The following is a 15,848-nucleotide window of genomic DNA, read 5'->3' on the forward strand; positions in this document are numbered from 1 at the left end:
AGATAGTGGTTGAATTTATTAACCGCGACCGAGAAGAACGGTTTATGGGCATCGGCGATAAGATTGAGGAGAATATCAAGGAAGCCAAGGAGCTTATAGAGAAAGAGAAGAACAGCGATGCAGAAGAAAATAATACTGAAAAAGAATTTGAAGCACCAGAGCCAGATATAGAGGATGGAGACCTAATTGAGGACCAGGATACCGATGTGGATTCTCTTGAAGATGAGATAAAGCAGATTAAAGATGTTGCAGACTTTGATGAAGATTCGGGCGAAGACAAACCTGACCAGGATTCTGTTCTGGACGATATACCTGAGACGTCGGACCTTTCAGACAGTGAAGAAGTATTTGAAAACAAAGAAGTATTTGAAGACGAGGAGAAAGACAGCTCTGAACCCGAAAATAAGTTTGAAGATTTTGAAGATGATTCTGAAGAACAGGAGGAGTTAAACGGTTTTGACGAAGACATTTCGGAAACCACAGATGAGAACGAGAGCTCAGATAACTTCGAAGAGAAGGAATCTCAGAAAGATTTGAATAAGACTGTTTCAGAGCTAGAGAATCAACTAGCCCAAGCTGAGACTCATGAAACTACTAGAATCGATGAGTTAGAGTCTCGTGTCGAGAAAGTAGAGTTAGATCTGCAGAACGAAAGTATTCATGAGAAGGCAGCTCAGCAGAGAGTTCAGAAATTAGAGGAGAAAGTTGAGAGTATAACTCCCGGTCAGGAGTTCAAGGATAGAGTTGAAGAGTTGGAAAGCGATCTCGAAGACTTTTCAAATGAGATAGATACAAGGATAGATAATAAGATAGAGGAAAAAAGTGGAGAGAAGGTTTCAGAGATTCAGGGAGAAATAGATAGGTTGAGCAATAGGCTTGATAGAGTTGAATCTCAGGTTGAGGAAGCTGCCAGAGAGACGGAACTCCCTAAAGAGACCGTCAAAGTCGAGGAAGACGGCAGCAATGAGCGGATTTCCGAGTTAGAAGGTGATGTTGGCGAATTAAAGAACAATATGACTGATTTGATGAGTGATGTTAAGCGTTTGACGGAACTTATCAAGAACCAGCATAGTTGATGTTGTTACTTCTGGTTCGATAAAGGCTTTTAACTTTTTGACAATATTTTTCTTTGTAGAGGTAAAATGGCTGAGGAAGTTATATTCGGCGGAGATGACGACTCGGAAGAGGAAGAAGAAAACGAACAGGAAACACTATTCGAATCAGAAAGCAGTGAAGATAATCAACAAGAAACAGAGACAGAGACTGAAACACAGGAAGACATAGATCAGCCAGAAAACACCGAAAAAGACGAAGATACCTCAGGTTCAGAAGAGAACTCTCAGGAAGAAGAAATAGAAGAACAGAGCTCAGAAGATGTATCAGAGCTAAGGGAAAAAGTCGAAGAACTTGAATACGACATAGAAGAAGTAAAAGAAGAAGATAGCGAGGCAGATGTAGAACAGCTTAGAAACAAGCTCTCAGACCTCGAAGAACAAATAGATGATTTAGACAACAGTTCAGACATAGAAGAACTGAAAGACAGGATAGCGGAAAAAACAGACCTGATTAACAACCTGAAAGAAGAATACGACGAGAAAATAGGCCAGATAGAAGAACTAGAAGAAAGGATAGAAAACAGTTCTCAAGACGATATACAGGAAGAACTAGACGACCTCAGAGACAGCATCGAAGAGGAAGAAGACGAAAGAATCGAAGAACTGGAAGAACAAATAGCAGAATTAGAAAACAGACTAGAAGAAACCTCCACCGACGACTTAGAAACCGAGATAGATGAAATTGAGGAAAAAGTAGAAAATGCAGCAGATTCAGAGAGTATCGAAGAAGTCGAAGACAAGATAGAAGAACTGGAAGTTCAGATAGAGGAATCAAGTTCTGAAGACTACAGCGAAAGAGTCGAAGAACTTGAAGATGAAGTATCTGACCTCAGAGAAGAAGTCGAAGAGTTAGATGATGTGGATACAAGCCAGTTAGAAGAGCAGCTGGATGAATTAGCGGCTTTAATCGACAGCAAAGCAGACCTAGAAGAATTTGAAGAAGTAGAGGCTAGACTAGCAGAGGTAGAAGAAAGAGGCTTCGAAGACCTGATGATCAAAGTAGAGAACCTTGAAAGCCGCTTGGACAAAGTAAGAGAGAACCAGGAAGATATGGATGTCTCAGAACTGCAGAAAGAAGTCGAACAGCTCAAAGGAATGATTTCCGACTTCAAATGGATATTCAACGACTTCGACGACCTAGCAGAACTCAAACTGTTAAGCCAGGACGAATACAAAGAACTAAAGAGCAGTCAAGAACATGAAAAGCAACAAGGAGTCCAAAACACTGATATAATCAAAGAATTAAACAAGAACCTGGAGAAGATACTTGCGAACGCCCAGAGAAACGAGAAAAAAGAGTTCACACAGGTAAGACAAAGGATCAGAGAACTAGAAGACTCCATAAAGAATCAAGAATCAGAAGTAACAGAAGACGACCTGGAAACCGTAGTAGATGAACTAGACCGGCAGGAAGAAGAAATAAAAGACATCAGAGAAGGCTACGAAGAACTAGGAGAGATGATGAAACTAATCCTCCAAGAACTTCGGGAAACAAGAGACATGGAGTTCTCAAACTAGATTCTCTTCTCTCTATGTGAAGCTGTCAAGACCAGACTGCCGACTCTCCAAAGCCGTATCCAGTTTCTCCAAGCCCGAATTCACTCTTTTCTCTGAGAAATCATGTTGTTCGATCAACACATTCCGGATCTCTTCTTTATCAGGGCTTTCAAACTCAAAATCTGTGTCTTCTACAGGAGGATTCTGGAAAAAATCGAGGATTTTATCAGGATCATTATCCGATTCCCACTCAACCTTGTCATCCTCCATCAAGTCATCAAAGCTGTCATATTGTTTGACCAATTCTAGGGCAGTCTTAGGACCTATACCGTAAATTCCATCAGGATTGAAATCCGTTCCGACTAAGATGCCAAGCCACTGAAGTTTTTCATGAGAAATATCCAGCTGATCCAAGACTGATTCTAGATCAATCTTCTCCGTTGAGACCTCTTTCCTGCCTCCACCAGAAGTCTTCCGGGTCTTCCGGGAAGTGAGATTCCGCACCATCACATCAGCACCAAACAAAAGACAGTCCCAGTCCTGACTACCAACAGCATATACACTACCCTTCTGCACCATGTAAGCAGCCTGAGCCTCACCCTCACTCTCAGCCACGATATACGGCAAACCCATTGCATCCAAAAGTTTCTGCGCCTCTTCAATCATATCACCAGTCAATTTGGAAGACTGAGTGGCCTTGGAGTAAGCTTCAGAAATCTTTCCTTCCTCCTTCAATTTTTCCCATTCTTCACGGGCCTCTTCCCGTTTCTTCCTTCTTTCCTTAGCTTCCTTGGCCTTCAATTGTGGGGGCTTACCGTCAAAAACATATACAGGGCGGATGTTCTTCTCAAGCAAGTTTATTGAGCGGTAGAAAAGCCCTGAGAGGTGTGATGTAGTATTTCCATCGGAATCCTTCAGTGGAGTGCCGTCTCTCTGCCGGATAATCGACAGAAACTGGTACATAGTATTCATCGCATCAACCGCGATAACTTTATCATTTAGGTCGGCGAAACTGATTTCCTCCGGCTCCACTAGTTCTCCCAGGTCTACTCCCATGCAAAAGGTTAACCATCCTGAGACTTAAACAACATCACATGGCACTGTGCGACTACTGCCAGGAAAAGAAAGCTGTGACCAAATGCGAAGTCTGTGGCTCAATGATATGCGATGAACACAAACTAGAGTACGGTTGCAAGGTTTGTGACGGCGTAGAACAAAAAATATAGGAGAAGAAAAGATGTGCTACATTTTGTTGAAGTGTTCTAGTTCGTAGCTCTGAACATTTTCCAGTTCTTCTAGTTTTTCTTCGACTGCGTCTGTTCCTCCTTCTTCGTCTGTTGTGATGCAGGAGACTTTGACTGCTTTGAGGCCGAATGCGACTTCTTCTTCTCCTAGGTCTTCTACATCTAGGATTTCTCGGATCTGGTCTTTGATTTGTTCTAGGTCTGTTTCAGAGTCTTCTGGCATTACTTTGTAAACACAAGAAATTTTTCCCATTGTATTTATTCACCTTTTATGGAAAAGAAAAGAGCTGGAAAAAGTTATAACCTATCCGGAGAGCTTCCACTAGAATGGAAGCTTTTTTCTAAGATTCTTCAAAGTCTGCTTGATATCCATAAAGAGTTTTTCACCTACTCAAAAACCTATTAATCGAATTCACTTTTAAAACTACAAAGACCTGCTAAATAACAAAGCCCTCGTGGTCTAGCTGGAAAGACGGCACCTTGCGGATGCATGTTACGCTACTCGAAGCTCAGAGAGCTTCTGCTTATGCAGAAACTTTTGAAGTTTCGAATATGCCAACGCAACAAGCCATTCCCTGAATGGCTTCCAATAAGTTGGATTTCGAAGCGTAGCGAGAAATGGAGCGGTTAGTGACCTTAAGTTTGGACCGCACCAGACTAAGTTGCAAATAGGTGCAGATCCTGGGTTCAAATCCCAGCGAGGGCGCTACCCGTAGTATTATTTTCGTCCAACTTTGTATGGCATTATATGCCAGGGAACTGGTTGAGGATTGGGAAGGCTTTGGACTCTGAGTTAGAGAGCTTCGACAGTTTTATGACAGGTAGGAGCATTGAGGGTGAGGAAGCGGAGACCTTGCCGGATGAAGAGATCAGAAAAATAGAAAGTATACTGGAGAAGCCTCTACCAGATAAGATTGTTCAGGAAAAGTTATTGGAAGAGCATATGAAACATCATTCCTGATCGAAGTCTAGGCAGACCGAGTTAATACAGTATCTTTTGCCTGTTGGTTCCGGTCCGTCATCGAATACATGTCCTAGGTGGCTGCCGCAGTTCTTGCAGAGTACTTCAACCCTGTTCAGTCCATGTCTTTTGTCTTCTTTTAGTTCTATGTTTCCTTGGACTGCGTCTTTGAAGCTAGGCCATTTATCTGATTCAAACTTGTCCTCTGACTCGAAGAGCTTGGTTCCACAAGCCTTACACTTGAACACTCCCTCTCCGTTTGTTTCTAGGTGTTCACCGCTTCCAGGAGGTTCCGTGCCTTTCTCCCTCAGGACTTTGTACTCCAGATCCGATAGTTTCTGTTTCAAGTTTTCATCTTCCATATCCAGTAAGATATGTCTAGAACTGTTTAAATCTGAAGTTCAAATAACGAGTTATGAAGAATATTCTGGAAGTCTTGAACAATAGTTTTGAGATGCTGTTTGAAAGGCCTCAGCTTTTCGTTCCGAGGCTATTATCTTCTTTTGCAAGTAGTGCTCTCTTAATCGGATGGGTTGCAGGAGCGATAACAACAATCCAGTTTCTGGCTTTTTTCCCCTTAGTGGCAGTTATAGGTGGTTTCACACCTGTAATGGTTTCATCAATGGTCAAGAACGATGACGAAGAATTATTGAGGAAAGGATTGGATGATGCCTTGACACTTTGGAAACCTGTAATAGGATTGACTGTTTTCACCGGCTTCCTGGCATTTCTGAACAGCCTACCTCTATCTATAGGATTGATGTTAACGCAGCTCACAGGCAACATGCTGTATCTAGGAGTAGGAGGAGCGATAAGCCTAGTTATGCTGTTGGCAATTAGCTTCGGACTGTACTTTGTCCCTATCAGCATAGTCGAAAACAGAGGATTCCTGAAAAGCCTTCAAGACGGGATTTCAACATCAAACAGAAACAGATCAGAGGTAGTAGCTCTCACGCTGTTTTCGCTGACAGTTTTAGCTGCTTCATCCGCAGTAACAGGTTATCTAAGAGATATAGGCTTCACCGTCTTCTTACTAGGTCGGATAGCTTCTTCAGTAGTAGGCACCTATCTACTAGTGATTTCACCTAATTACTACCTAGGTGAGAAGAAAAAATGATCGAAATACAGACAGAGGACAAAACAGTGACTGCTGAAGTAGCAGACAATATCCTGAAAAGAGCTCTAGGTCTTTCATTCCGGACGAAAGGAAAAATGTTGTTCAAGTTTCGTCGAGATACTTCAGCAGCCATAGATATGATGCTGATGCGAGACTCACTTTACCTGTACTTCATGAACTCTGAGAAAGAAGTTATACATGCTGAGAATGCTGAGCCATGGTACAAACTGCCCAGAAGACTTCTTCACCGACCTGATGAAAATTACAGGTATCTTCTGGAGAGCTTTGAAGAGTTGGATATCGAGGAGGGCGAAGAGTTGGAGTTTTAGCCAGATAAAATTTCATCAATATTTTCCGCAGTTATTTCTTCCCCGATTAATGTGTTTGCTTCTTCTTGATACTCTATAGTCATTATTGGCTGTGTTTCGGCAGCAGCTAATCTAGAAGTATACTTTTCCCAGTACCTCTCCTCTAATTCTTGTTCTAAACTATCTCTTAGAGTTGGTGAGATCTTTTCCGGGTAAAAGACCTCCACAGAGACAGAGTCATAACTCTCTAGGTTTAACCGCGAACTTCGACCAGACATTCAAGAAGAACTGGCTCGCCTCAGAATAAACTTATTTAGACAGAAGATCACATGTTCAAATCTTTTGGGTTCAAAAAACTGGATATGAACTTGTCAAAATTCTGCCCACGCTGTGGCAAAGAAACCGATAAACTGTACGGAGATAAAAAGCAGCTCTGCGCCGAGTGTTTCCCCGAAAAGAACAATCTACTTGAGATCCCAGACGAAGTAGATATCAAAGTATGCAGCGTCTGCGGAAGGATGAAATACCACGGCGAATGGGTCGAAGAGTACACCATGCAGGAACAGATCGGCTTGACCTTCTCTGATTTCGCCGAGGACGATGTAGAGATGGAGCTGCAGTTCTGGGAGGAAGAGGAACAGTTCTTCGTCAGAGTTCACGCATTCAAAGGCGAGATTGAAAGCTTCCAAGATACCAAGCTGGAGTTTGAGGAAGTTCAATGCGGTGACTGTGCCCGATTCAACGGAGGCTTCTTCAAAGCCAAGATACAGTTGAGAGGAGAGGACTTGAAACCTGTTTCAGAGGCAATAGTTGACAAAGCAGCTGAGATAACCAATGAGAACAGGAAAGACTTTTTATCGAATGTAGAAAAAACAGACGGCGGCTATGACTATTACCTATCTACAGAAGGCATGAACAAGAAGATTCTTGGAATGTTGCGCGATAGGTTCGAACCAGACATCCAGAGAAGCTATGAACTGGTCGGAGAGGAAAATGGGGAAGAAGTATACAGGAATGTGGTTTCTGTAAGAATAGAGTAGAAAACTGTCAGAAGTTTAAAAACTTTCTCGAAGAATTTTCTTTTATGGCAGATCAAGATGATGGAGAACAAGATATAGGCCGTGTAAAAACACCGCGTGGAGAACAAGTACTAGGAATCGTACTAAGGAAAGAAGGTGGCGGCAAGTATAGAGTATACTGTACAGACGGCAACAAAAGAATCTGCCGAATCCCCGGCTCCAAGAAAAGAGGCCTATGGGTCAAAAGAGACTCAGTCGTACTAATCGAACCATGGGACATACAAGGAGACGAAAAAGGCGACATCGTCGAAAGCTACAGCCAAGCACAGACAGAATGGCTGGAAGACAGAGACTACCTGGACGAAATCAGCGAATTCCTATAGATTCATTCTTCCAATTTTCTCCAGAGTTAAATTTCTCATATACTTAATTTACTACATGAAAGATTCAAACCGAGACTTCCAAGAAAGATGGAAGGAAGAGAGCCGTCGAATGTTCGACAGTTCTGAGGCTAAGAAAAGTTTCGAGAATGTCTTCGATCACGATACCTCCATGGCCTTGCTGAAGTTGAAGGATAGAGATGTTATCCAGAAGATGTACGGCACGATTGAAGCAGGGAAAGAATCTGTAGTTTTCTTGGCAGATAGCCCAAAAGGCGAAAGATTGATCGTTAAGATCTACATGAACCAAGCCGGCGGATTCCGTGACATGTACCAGTATCTAAGAGGAGATAAGCGGTTTAGAGGAGTCAAGAAAGACCGCAAATCAGTCATTAAAGAATGGTGTAAGAAGGAGTTTAAGAACCTGAAGAAGGCTTCAAAGGTGTTAGAGTGTCCCAATCCGATAGCTTTTAATGAGAACATTCTTGTCATGAGCTTTATTGGTGAAGACTTTTCCCCTTATCCTAAGTTGAAGGATGTGGAGATAGATAACCCAGAAGCCGGCTTCAAGCGAGTATTAGATGATATTCGTAGGCTATGGCAGGAGGAAAAGCTGGTTCACGGCGATCTATCCGAGTACAATATTTTACTTGATTCTGAGGGCGAGCTATATTTCATCGATTTTGCTCAGGGTCTTCATACATCTCATCCTGAGGCAGAGAATTTTTTGAGGCGTGATATCGAGAATGTAGCTAATTTTTTCCGGAAACAGGGCGGAGATATCGATGTCGAGAAGTCTTTTGAAAGTGTTTTAGAGGGTTGAGAGCGCCTGTTCTCCGGATTTCAGGTATAAAAAGGTTGGGAAGTTCTATATACTTATGAAGAAAGTTAAAATTCCGGAGAAGAGAGTCGGTGTTCTGATCGGCGAGGGTGGCGAAACAAAGGAAGAGTTCGAAGACCTGACTGATACCGAGTTAACGATAACCGATAATCTTGCTAGGATTGAAGGCGATGTACTGGACGAGATGGATGGCCAAAAAATCGTAAAGGCTATCGGCCGCGGATTCAACCCAGAAAAAGCATTCAGCATCATCGAGAAAGACTATACATTCAATCACATTGACATTAATCGTTTTGCAGACACTGAGAATGATAAAGAGCGTTTAAAGGGTCGTGTGATAGGCCGAGACGGAGAAACACGGAAACACATCGAGAAGATGACTGAAACATATATCTCGGTTTTTGGAAAGACTATTGGTTTTATTGGACACCCACAGAACATTCAGGTTGCTCGTGAGACTGTGAAGCAGCTGTTGAACGGGAGTTCTCATTCGTCTGCGTACAATTATTTGGAGAAAAATCAGGACAAAATTAAAAGATAACTAGAGTGAAATTTATACTATGCCAAATGGAGTAGAAGAAGGTATGGAAGCAGAGGGCGGAGATCACAGAGAGATTTCCGTTGCAGAATTCTTCGAGAAAAACAAACACCTTCTCGGATTCGAAAACGCACAAAAATCCATAATAACAGTCGTCAAAGAAGCAGTAGACAACTCACTGGACGCATGTGAACAGGACGATATCCTACCTGAAGTACATGTAATCATAGATGAGTACGACGACGAAAAATGCCGCGTAGAAATCAGAGACAACGCAATAGGACTAGACAGAGAAACAATACCAAAAGTATTCGGTAAACTACTTTACGGATCCAAATTCCACAAACTACAACAGAGCCGTGGACAGCAGGGAATCGGAATCTCCGCTTCCGCGATGTATGCACAGCTAACAACAGGAGAACCTGTAACTGTCTACTCCAAGCAGGAAGGCGAGCCATGCCACAAATTCGTAGTCCGTATCGATACAGAGAAGAACGAACCAGAAATCCTTGAAGATGAGATAATCGAACCTGAAAGCGACGAATTCCCAGGCGACAAAGACTACTTCTTCGATCACGGAACCACAATCGAGATGAACATTGAGGCCAAGTACACACGCGGCCACCACTCCGTCAGAAACTACCTCAAACACACAGCAATCATGAATCCATACGCTCGAGTGGTTCTGAAAGAACCGGATGGAAACAAAATCGAATACCCAAGAGTATCCAAAGAACTACCAGAAAAACCTAAGGAGATCAAGCCTCATCTTCACGGAGTAGAGCTTGGAGTAGTACTGAGGATGGTCGACAACTCCAATGCGAGAACAGTTTCCAGCTTCCTGCAGAAAGAATTCACACGAGTAGGAAGAACATCAGCCGAACAAGTATGCGAAGAAGCAGAAATCGAATCAGGTAGAAGACCTAACACATTGGACAAAGACGAAGTAGAAGACCTGTTGAAGGCTGCAGAAAATGTAAAACTTCAGAGCCCTCCAACAGACTGCCTATCACCAATTGGAGAAGACCTGATGGAGAAAGGACTGACAAAAGAACTCAACCCGGAGTTCACAGAAACAATAACGAGAAAACCCACAGTATACAAAGGAAATCCCTTCCAGGTAGAAGTAGGACTGGCCTGGGGCGGAGACATCGAAGACGAGGGAAGCTTCGAAGAACTAAGATACGCAAACAAGGTCCCGCTACTATACAAGAAAAGTGCTTGTGTAACGACCAAGGCTATCGAGAATGTTTCCTGGAACCGATACAACATCAGCCAGACAGGAAACCGTCCACAAGGACCGCTTTATATCTCGATCCATATCGCATCGGTCTGGGTGCCATTCACCTCCGAAGGTAAAGAGGCAGTAGCAAACTACGACCCTATCCGGAAGGAAATGAAACTAGCGCTACAGGAAGCAGGCCGCAAACTTGGAAAATACCTCAAACGGAAAGAGAGAAGAGAGATTCAGGAAAAGAAGAAACGACAACTCACCAGTTACGCTAAGGAGATGGCTCCAGCGATCGCAGCACTCGCAGACGAAGGAAACGAAGCAGAAATGGAAGACAAAATCCAGCAACTCGTGCAGAACGATTACAACCCGGAGCAACTTTGAAGAGGAGAAAAATACTATGAAAACAAACCCAAACACCGAAAGCTGCCTTGCGCAGCTTAACATGATGAAACTCTGTAGGTGAGTTTCATGCCAAAGAAAGAATTTGAAAACGACAGTAAGACATTAGAACAGCTTAAACACCTTGGAAAGAAGATCAAGAACCAGTTAGACGATCCAGAAGAAGATGATCTAACATTCGATACACAGGTAAGAAGCAGAAGCAATGTAGAGTACGATGAAAAGGAAGGACGACTAGCTCTAGGAGACTCATACTCCACAAGAAAATTCCTCAACATCAGTCACGCCAGAAAGTTCATGCAGACCCTGATGGTTGCTTCAAAGACCAAAGAACTTATCGAAAGCGGTAGGACCGCAGCGATAAGAGAGGTCTACTACCAGCTGAAGCACAGCGTTCCCGGGCTTGATGAGAACACTTTCGAAGACCAAGATGAGTCAAACAATGTAGTCGTTGACATAGAAACAGCAACAGGAGCGATCAGAGAAGACCTGCACCTATTCGCAGAGAAAAAAGGTTCACTATTCGGACCGGTAGTGATCAACGACTCAGGGGACGAAATCGACTGTATGAACATGGGAACATCCGGATTAGCAATCCCATCTATCGTAGACCACTACGAGTTTGTTGAATGTGAAGCAGATTTCATCCTACTCGTCGAGACCTCTGCGATGGTTAACAGACTGGTCGAAGAAGATTTCCACGAAGAACACAACGCCATCCTGATCTCAGCAGGAGGACAGCCAAGCCGTGGAGTCAGAAGACTCGTCAACATCATGCACGACAGATTAGATCTCCCTGTCTATGTATTCACTGACGGCGACCCATGGGGATACTACATCTACTCCGTCCTCAAATCCGGATCTATGAGTCTTGCATTCCAGTCAGATAGATTAGCGACACCAGATGCGAAGCTTATCGGTATGACCATGGAAGACATCGAAGAATACGGATTAGAACATGTAACAGAAGACTTGAAAGGTAAGCCAGAAGGCAACGGCGGTCCAACCAAGGACTACAAGCGTATCCACGATGTCATGGACTACGAATGGATGCAGAATGACCAATGGCAGAACCAGTTCCAGAAAATGCTTGACAAAGGAGTCAGAGTAGAGCAGCAGGCTCTAGCAGCCAACTCACTGGAATTCGTAGCCAATACTTACCTGCCAGAGAAGATTGAGAACAAAGAGTTTCTAAACTAGTTGTTCAGATTGTTTAAAATTTTTTTCTCTTTCCTTTCTTTACCTATTATTCTAATCTTTCTGCAATTTCTGGGTACGGGTCATCGTGCTTGGAGTAGATTTCATCGACATATCGAGTAACATCTTGGCGTTCCAACTCTGCTTCAACCTCTCCTCTTTTACTGCCGCTTAATATGAAAAAGGTAGTTTCTTCTGGTCTTTCAGTGTCTTCAGAGTCCAGTATACTGTTTACTACATCAGCTGAGCATGTATCTCCGTTCAGGTCGTGGTCAAGAATGTATGCGTCAAAATCCTGTTTTCTATAGTCTTCAGCAAGTTCTTCCCGGTTAGTATATACATGTATGTTAGCATCTGTTTCTTGGTTGAGCATGAATGCACTGTGCTCTGCTTGGATTTCTTGATCGTCAAGTATTGCTGCTCTCTGTACCGGTGTACTCTGTGTACTGGAGTTGGATCCTGTTTTCGACATCTTAAATAACCTCTGATATCTTTGGGAAGGTGCAGAGAAAGGGTTTTTTCTATGGTGGTTTCTCTCTGCACAGTGCGCCAAAAAGAGTGTTTTTTTGGCAAGTGGGGAGGAAGGATTGGTTATTGTTTTTGTCCCTCCTGGAAAAGAGTGATTTTTTATGCTTCTGCTGCTGCGCCTGTTTTTCTTGCTATCAGGCATTCTTTGTGGCAGTAGCCGTCTGTGGACTCTATGTAGTCGTCTGAGTTGTGTACTCTGTCCCCGCAGATTACACAGTTGCCTCTTCTCTGGTCGATGCTTTTTCTTACTTTGTCCATTTTGGTTTTTACGCTCATGTTGAATTCCCCCTCCATGTTGTAAGTGATTCTGGTTTTGAGTGTAGTGGAAACGCCCCTCCGTCCCCCTTCTGACTTCCTACTTCTTTATTTCTTGTTTTCCCCTTATAACCCGGAATTGAGTATCGGGTAACTGACTTGGTTTACTTCACGGTAAGTTGAAGCTGGTTTCATGCCTTTCTTGCTGGTTGAACCTTTACTCCTGTCGCCTTCTTCAGGATTTTAGGGAAGTTCTGAGGTTTCCGATTTTCATTGGTGTAGTTGAGTTTCTCAAGTTCTGTTTCAAAGTGTCTGTAGTTCGGATCTACCATCTCTAACAACCTAGTGTAGAATACCTGTTTTCGGTTTATAACCCGAGATTAACTTAGAGGTAATTCATGGAGCTTACCCCGAGGTAAACTGGAAAAAGAGAAATCGGTAGCATTCTTCAGTAAATGATAAATTACTCGGTTGTTAACTTTGTTTTGTGGATGAGAGAGATTTGAGTCCGGAGCTGGGGGACTTGGAGGATGCGACCGAGTTTTTGTCTCGGAAGTGGTATCCTTTGATAATTTTCACTCTTTCTGAAGCCGGTGACCTGGGTTTTAATGATTTGAAGGAGTCTATTGGCGATGTTTCTGGAAAGGTTTTGTCTGAGAATCTTTCAAACCTGGTTGAGGAAGGTTTTGTTGAAAAAGAGGTTTTAAGCGAGAGTCCTAAGAGAGTTAAGTATTCTTTGACTGAGAAAGGGACTGGTTTGAGACCTATACTTGAGGAGATGCTTGAGTGGGCGGGCAGCGGCGAGGTTAAGGTGCTTGTTGTCGAGGATGAGGAGAGTCTTGCCGATCTGTATGTTAACTGGCTGTCCTCAAAGTACGATGTACTGAAGGCTGTTTCCGGGAATGAGGCGTTAGAAAAAATAGGTAGGGATGTCGACCTTGTAGTATTGGATCGTGAACTACCTGATTCAAGCGGGGAGCAGATCTCAAGTAAGATAAGCGAGGTCTATGATTGTAGTATAATGTTTACTACTGCTCACGACCCGGAAGTTGATATCGTTGACATGCCGGTCGATGAATACCTCACCAAGCCTGTGTCAAAGGATGAACTATTGAACGCTGTTTCAGAGATTGTAGACGGCGATATGACTGATTTGGAGAGGAATCTTCGTTCTTTGAAGGCTAAGAAAGATGTTCTTGAAAGCGAGAAGGATCTTTCTAACCTTGAGGACAAGGAGAAGTATCAGGATCTTCTGGATAGGATTGAGGAGTTGAACAGGAAGGTTTAATCAGGTTTCAAATTCGAATCTTGCTCCGCCCTTGGTTGATTCACTGACCTTAACTTTCCATCCTTGGAAGTTTGCTATCTTCTCGACTATGGTTAAGCCGATTCCTGTACTGTCCTGAGTTGTGTATCCAAACTCAAATACTTTATTTCTCTCTGATTCAGGTATGCCTGGACCGTCGTCCTCGACATAGAATCCTTTACTGGTAGAACCTACTCTGACCGTGACACTCTGATCTGAGTGCTTGATGGAATTAGAGAAAATATTTTCCAGCAAGTGTTTGAGCTGCTCCTTATTGGCTTCAACCGTTACCTCGTCGACCACTTCAAGTTCAGCGTTATCCATGTAGTCATAGCTCCAGGATTCGTTAGACAGCTTTCTCAGGTCAACCTGCTGCTTCTCCAATTTTTTCGTGTGCTTCGCCATCTCCAGCACTGTTTCAATTATCTCATCCATCCTGTTCAGCGCGGAACCTACCTGATCTTTTTCATCTGAGTTTTCAAGCATTTCAAGATAGCCCTGCGCTATATTCAAAGGATTTCTAAGGTCATGGGACAGCATTCTCACAAACTGATCCATCTGCTGTTCCTGACGCTCCAGTTTCTCATCCCTCTCCAGAATCTCTTTCTCACGCTCCACACGGTCAAGAGAAGACTTCACAGAGTCCCCAAACCAGTCAGCAATATACATATCAACCTGATCAAACTCCTTCTGCTCCTCCGAACCCGCTATCAAAACACCGTGACCCCCAACAGGCACAATGACTTCGGACGCAATCCGAGTATCAGGGTTCTGAGGATCAAGCTCATTGACCTCCTCAATGATCCGCGACTCCTTATCAGAGTAGACCTCGCCCGCAATAGAAGAATCTATACTTAGTGATGGCGTACCCTCAAACACTTCCTCAAGCTCAAAATTAGAAACCTCAGGCACAAACTCCCTTCCGCGGATTTCAAACGCAGCACACATAGGGAGATCAAATATATCGCACATAGCCTCCACTGCCACCTGCTTAACTTCCTCTTTAGTATCCATTTCAGACATCTTCCTATTAGTCTCAATCACCTTCTCTAAAGCTCTTTCCTTCTTCTTCCTAGAACTTATATCAGCCAAGACCGATACAAGATGAGGATTCTCCCCCTCATCAAGATTAAACGGTATCTTAGTCGTCTCAAGATATCTCTCACCCTCACCCGGAATATCAAAGTTTTGCTCAACCGTGACAGCATCCCAATTCTCTATCGCCGCCTCATCAGTCTCCTTAATCCGTTTTATCTGTTCACCAGTCAGAGGAGAATCCTCAATCCTGGAACCAATCACATCACCAAGCTCCGTATCATCTCCAGCAGCCCTCTTGTTAGCCATAACAACCCTGTCCTCACCATCCCTGACAACAACACCTGCCGGAAGCAAATCAACAACCTTCTTCAACACATCAACTTCCTCAACACCGGAAGAAGAATCAACCTTAGTACCTATATTATGCGGCGACTCCTCAGCAGCCTTTCTAATCCTCTCCACAAGAACAGAGAACTTGAAAAAAGAAGAATCCTTCGAAACATAATCATCAACACCGTTACCAAAGGCATTCCGCACCATTTCAGAATCCCTTCCCGATGTAAACAGAATCAAAGGCACATCCCCACTAAGAGACTTCAAATCATCGCACAACACTTTACCAGGCTTCCCAGGAAGACCATACTCAGTAACAATACAGTCAACATCCTCAGAGCCTAAAACATTCCTAACATCGCTACAGCTCTGAGCCCTCAAAACCTGCATACCCTCCTCTTCCAGCTTACGAGCCGTCAAACTCAAAAACTGGATATCATCATCAACCACAAGAACACGCAAAGACATAACAAAAACTCACAACCCTACAAAACACACAATTACAACGCTAAAGATAAAAATCCTTCGAACAAACACA

At 43.3% G+C, this 15,848-nt stretch carries 21 protein-coding genes and 1 tRNA gene; 14 read left to right on the top strand and 8 right to left on the bottom strand.

Annotated features, from left to right (window positions below):
• Positions 1-5 precede the first annotated feature (5 nt).
• The gene (locus tag LC1Nh_RS04835) at positions 6-1,076 is read left to right on the top strand and encodes a putative sodium/potassium/calcium exchanger (RefSeq protein ID WP_153550580.1); all 1,071 of its coding nucleotides are present in this window, start codon (positions 6-8) and stop codon (positions 1,074-1,076) included.
• A gap of 66 nt (positions 1,077-1,142) precedes the next feature.
• On the top strand, positions 1,143-2,633 hold the full coding sequence (locus LC1Nh_RS04840; protein ID WP_153550581.1) for a coiled-coil domain-containing protein: 1,491 nt from the start codon (positions 1,143-1,145) through the stop codon (positions 2,631-2,633).
• A 12-nt stretch (positions 2,634-2,645) separates the two neighbouring features.
• On the opposite strand, the gene fen is transcribed toward LC1Nh_RS04840, so the two are convergent.
• Positions 2,646-3,668 (bottom strand): flap endonuclease-1, encoded by a 1,023-nt coding sequence (gene fen, locus LC1Nh_RS04845; protein WP_153550582.1) that lies wholly within the window; start codon positions 3,666-3,668, stop codon positions 2,646-2,648.
• 38 nt (positions 3,669-3,706) lie between these two features.
• Between fen and LC1Nh_RS06190 the strand changes: the two genes are divergently transcribed.
• On the top strand, positions 3,707-3,838 hold the full coding sequence (locus LC1Nh_RS06190) for a hypothetical protein (protein WP_256727632.1): 132 nt from the start codon (positions 3,707-3,709) through the stop codon (positions 3,836-3,838).
• A 16-nt stretch (positions 3,839-3,854) separates the two neighbouring features.
• On the opposite strand, the gene LC1Nh_RS04850 is transcribed toward LC1Nh_RS06190, so the two are convergent.
• Positions 3,855-4,109 (bottom strand): elongation factor 1-beta, encoded by a 255-nt coding sequence (locus tag LC1Nh_RS04850; RefSeq protein WP_153550583.1) that lies wholly within the window; start codon positions 4,107-4,109, stop codon positions 3,855-3,857.
• 196 nt (positions 4,110-4,305) lie between these two features.
• Between LC1Nh_RS04850 and LC1Nh_RS04855 the strand changes: the two genes are divergently transcribed.
• Positions 4,306-4,562 (top strand) — tRNA-Arg (locus LC1Nh_RS04855).
• Between the two features lie 42 nt (positions 4,563-4,604).
• The gene (locus LC1Nh_RS04860) at positions 4,605-4,817 is read left to right on the top strand and encodes a hypothetical protein (RefSeq protein WP_153550584.1); all 213 of its coding nucleotides are present in this window, start codon (positions 4,605-4,607) and stop codon (positions 4,815-4,817) included.
• Here LC1Nh_RS04860 and msrB read toward each other — a convergent pair.
• Positions 4,808-5,179: a peptide-methionine (R)-S-oxide reductase MsrB gene (gene msrB / locus LC1Nh_RS04865; RefSeq protein WP_153550585.1), complete on the bottom strand. Its 372-nt coding sequence runs from the start codon at positions 5,177-5,179 to the stop codon at positions 4,808-4,810. The two genes, LC1Nh_RS04860 and msrB, sit on opposite strands and share 10 nt — an antisense overlap.
• A gap of 53 nt (positions 5,180-5,232) precedes the next feature.
• Here msrB and LC1Nh_RS04870 point away from each other — a divergent pair, with 53 nt between their 5' ends.
• Positions 5,233-5,934 carry a hypothetical protein gene (locus LC1Nh_RS04870; RefSeq protein ID WP_153550586.1) on the top strand — a complete coding sequence of 234 codons (702 nt, stop codon included), beginning with the start codon at positions 5,233-5,235 and terminating at the stop codon, positions 5,932-5,934.
• Complete coding sequence (locus LC1Nh_RS04875) at positions 5,931-6,263, top strand: DUF192 domain-containing protein (protein ID WP_153550587.1); 333 nt, start codon at positions 5,931-5,933, stop codon at positions 6,261-6,263. Before LC1Nh_RS04870 ends, LC1Nh_RS04875 begins: the two co-directional genes overlap by 4 nt.
• On the opposite strand, the gene LC1Nh_RS04880 is transcribed toward LC1Nh_RS04875, so the two are convergent.
• On the bottom strand, positions 6,260-6,469 hold the full coding sequence (locus tag LC1Nh_RS04880) for a hypothetical protein (RefSeq protein ID WP_153550588.1): 210 nt from the start codon (positions 6,467-6,469) through the stop codon (positions 6,260-6,262). The genes LC1Nh_RS04875 and LC1Nh_RS04880 overlap by 4 nt on opposite strands.
• Before the next feature lie 135 nt (positions 6,470-6,604).
• Between LC1Nh_RS04880 and LC1Nh_RS04885 the strand changes: the two genes are divergently transcribed.
• The 6 genes from LC1Nh_RS04885 (at position 6,605) to LC1Nh_RS04910 (ending at position 11,853) form a co-directional block, all read left to right on the top strand.
• Positions 6,605-7,282 (top strand): 60S ribosomal export protein NMD3, encoded by a 678-nt coding sequence (locus tag LC1Nh_RS04885; RefSeq protein WP_217907023.1) that lies wholly within the window; start codon positions 6,605-6,607, stop codon positions 7,280-7,282.
• Positions 7,283-7,326: 44 nt separating this feature from the next.
• Positions 7,327-7,644, top strand: a complete 318-nt coding sequence (locus LC1Nh_RS04890) for a S1 domain-containing protein (protein ID WP_153550590.1) — start codon at positions 7,327-7,329, stop codon at positions 7,642-7,644.
• A 55-nt stretch (positions 7,645-7,699) separates the two neighbouring features.
• Complete coding sequence (locus tag LC1Nh_RS04895) at positions 7,700-8,464, top strand: serine protein kinase RIO (RefSeq protein WP_153550591.1); 765 nt, start codon at positions 7,700-7,702, stop codon at positions 8,462-8,464.
• Positions 8,465-8,519: 55 nt separating this feature from the next.
• Entirely contained in the window at positions 8,520-9,023 is a 504-nt protein-coding gene (locus LC1Nh_RS04900; protein ID WP_153550592.1) for a KH domain-containing protein, read from the top strand.
• Positions 9,024-9,042: 19 nt separating this feature from the next.
• Complete coding sequence (locus LC1Nh_RS04905) at positions 9,043-10,635, top strand: DNA topoisomerase VI subunit B (RefSeq protein WP_153550593.1); 1,593 nt, start codon at positions 9,043-9,045, stop codon at positions 10,633-10,635.
• 87 nt (positions 10,636-10,722) lie between these two features.
• Positions 10,723-11,853 (top strand): DNA topoisomerase IV subunit A, encoded by a 1,131-nt coding sequence (locus LC1Nh_RS04910; protein ID WP_153550594.1) that lies wholly within the window; start codon positions 10,723-10,725, stop codon positions 11,851-11,853.
• A gap of 46 nt (positions 11,854-11,899) precedes the next feature.
• On the opposite strand, the gene LC1Nh_RS04915 is transcribed toward LC1Nh_RS04910, so the two are convergent.
• The 3 genes from LC1Nh_RS04915 to LC1Nh_RS04925 all read right to left on the bottom strand — a co-directional run bounded on the left by LC1Nh_RS04915 (position 11,900) and on the right by LC1Nh_RS04925 (position 12,965).
• On the bottom strand, positions 11,900-12,322 hold the full coding sequence (locus LC1Nh_RS04915; protein ID WP_153550595.1) for a hypothetical protein: 423 nt from the start codon (positions 12,320-12,322) through the stop codon (positions 11,900-11,902).
• Between the two features lie 155 nt (positions 12,323-12,477).
• The gene (locus tag LC1Nh_RS04920) at positions 12,478-12,654 is read right to left on the bottom strand and encodes a hypothetical protein (RefSeq protein WP_153550596.1); all 177 of its coding nucleotides are present in this window, start codon (positions 12,652-12,654) and stop codon (positions 12,478-12,480) included.
• Positions 12,655-12,824: 170 nt separating this feature from the next.
• Positions 12,825-12,965, bottom strand: a complete 141-nt coding sequence (locus LC1Nh_RS04925; protein WP_153550597.1) for a hypothetical protein — start codon at positions 12,963-12,965, stop codon at positions 12,825-12,827.
• 155 nt (positions 12,966-13,120) lie between these two features.
• Between LC1Nh_RS04925 and LC1Nh_RS04930 the strand changes: the two genes are divergently transcribed.
• Positions 13,121-13,921, top strand: a complete 801-nt coding sequence (locus LC1Nh_RS04930; RefSeq protein ID WP_153550598.1) for a winged helix-turn-helix transcriptional regulator — start codon at positions 13,121-13,123, stop codon at positions 13,919-13,921.
• On the opposite strand, the gene LC1Nh_RS04935 is transcribed toward LC1Nh_RS04930, so the two are convergent.
• Complete coding sequence (locus LC1Nh_RS04935; protein ID WP_153550599.1) at positions 13,922-15,778, bottom strand: hybrid sensor histidine kinase/response regulator; 1,857 nt, start codon at positions 15,776-15,778, stop codon at positions 13,922-13,924.
• Between the last annotated feature and the right edge of the window lie 70 nt (positions 15,779-15,848).

The organism is Candidatus Nanohalobium constans, assembly GCF_009617975.1.
Taxonomy (GTDB): Archaea; Nanohalarchaeota; Nanosalinia; order Nanosalinales; family Nanosalinaceae; genus Nanohalobium; species Nanohalobium constans.

Coding starts and splice junctions, on each gene's coding strand:
- LC1Nh_RS04840 (WP_153550581.1), top strand. CDS start 1,143: ATGGCTGAGGAAGTTATATTCGGCGGAGATGACGACTCGGAAGAGGAA.
- LC1Nh_RS04915 (WP_153550595.1), bottom strand. CDS start 12,322: ATGTCGAAAACAGGATCCAACTCCAGTACACAGAGTACACCGGTACAG.
- fen (WP_153550582.1), bottom strand. CDS start 3,668: ATGGGAGTAGACCTGGGAGAACTAGTGGAGCCGGAGGAAATCAGTTTC.
- LC1Nh_RS04895 (WP_153550591.1), top strand. CDS start 7,700: ATGAAAGATTCAAACCGAGACTTCCAAGAAAGATGGAAGGAAGAGAGC.
- LC1Nh_RS04885 (WP_217907023.1), top strand. CDS start 6,605: ATGAACTTGTCAAAATTCTGCCCACGCTGTGGCAAAGAAACCGATAAA.
- LC1Nh_RS06190 (WP_256727632.1), top strand. CDS start 3,707: ATGGCACTGTGCGACTACTGCCAGGAAAAGAAAGCTGTGACCAAATGC.
- LC1Nh_RS04900 (WP_153550592.1), top strand. CDS start 8,520: ATGAAGAAAGTTAAAATTCCGGAGAAGAGAGTCGGTGTTCTGATCGGC.
- LC1Nh_RS04925 (WP_153550597.1), bottom strand. CDS start 12,965: ATGGTAGATCCGAACTACAGACACTTTGAAACAGAACTTGAGAAACTC.
- LC1Nh_RS04890 (WP_153550590.1), top strand. CDS start 7,327: ATGGCAGATCAAGATGATGGAGAACAAGATATAGGCCGTGTAAAAACA.
- LC1Nh_RS04875 (WP_153550587.1), top strand. CDS start 5,931: ATGATCGAAATACAGACAGAGGACAAAACAGTGACTGCTGAAGTAGCA.
- msrB (WP_153550585.1), bottom strand. CDS start 5,179: ATGGAAGATGAAAACTTGAAACAGAAACTATCGGATCTGGAGTACAAA.
- LC1Nh_RS04870 (WP_153550586.1), top strand. CDS start 5,233: ATGAAGAATATTCTGGAAGTCTTGAACAATAGTTTTGAGATGCTGTTT.
- LC1Nh_RS04935 (WP_153550599.1), bottom strand. CDS start 15,778: ATGTCTTTGCGTGTTCTTGTGGTTGATGATGATATCCAGTTTTTGAGT.
- LC1Nh_RS04910 (WP_153550594.1), top strand. CDS start 10,723: ATGCCAAAGAAAGAATTTGAAAACGACAGTAAGACATTAGAACAGCTT.
- LC1Nh_RS04920 (WP_153550596.1), bottom strand. CDS start 12,654: ATGAGCGTAAAAACCAAAATGGACAAAGTAAGAAAAAGCATCGACCAG.
- LC1Nh_RS04850 (WP_153550583.1), bottom strand. CDS start 4,109: ATGGGAAAAATTTCTTGTGTTTACAAAGTAATGCCAGAAGACTCTGAA.
- LC1Nh_RS04860 (WP_153550584.1), top strand. CDS start 4,605: ATGCCAGGGAACTGGTTGAGGATTGGGAAGGCTTTGGACTCTGAGTTA.
- LC1Nh_RS04905 (WP_153550593.1), top strand. CDS start 9,043: ATGCCAAATGGAGTAGAAGAAGGTATGGAAGCAGAGGGCGGAGATCAC.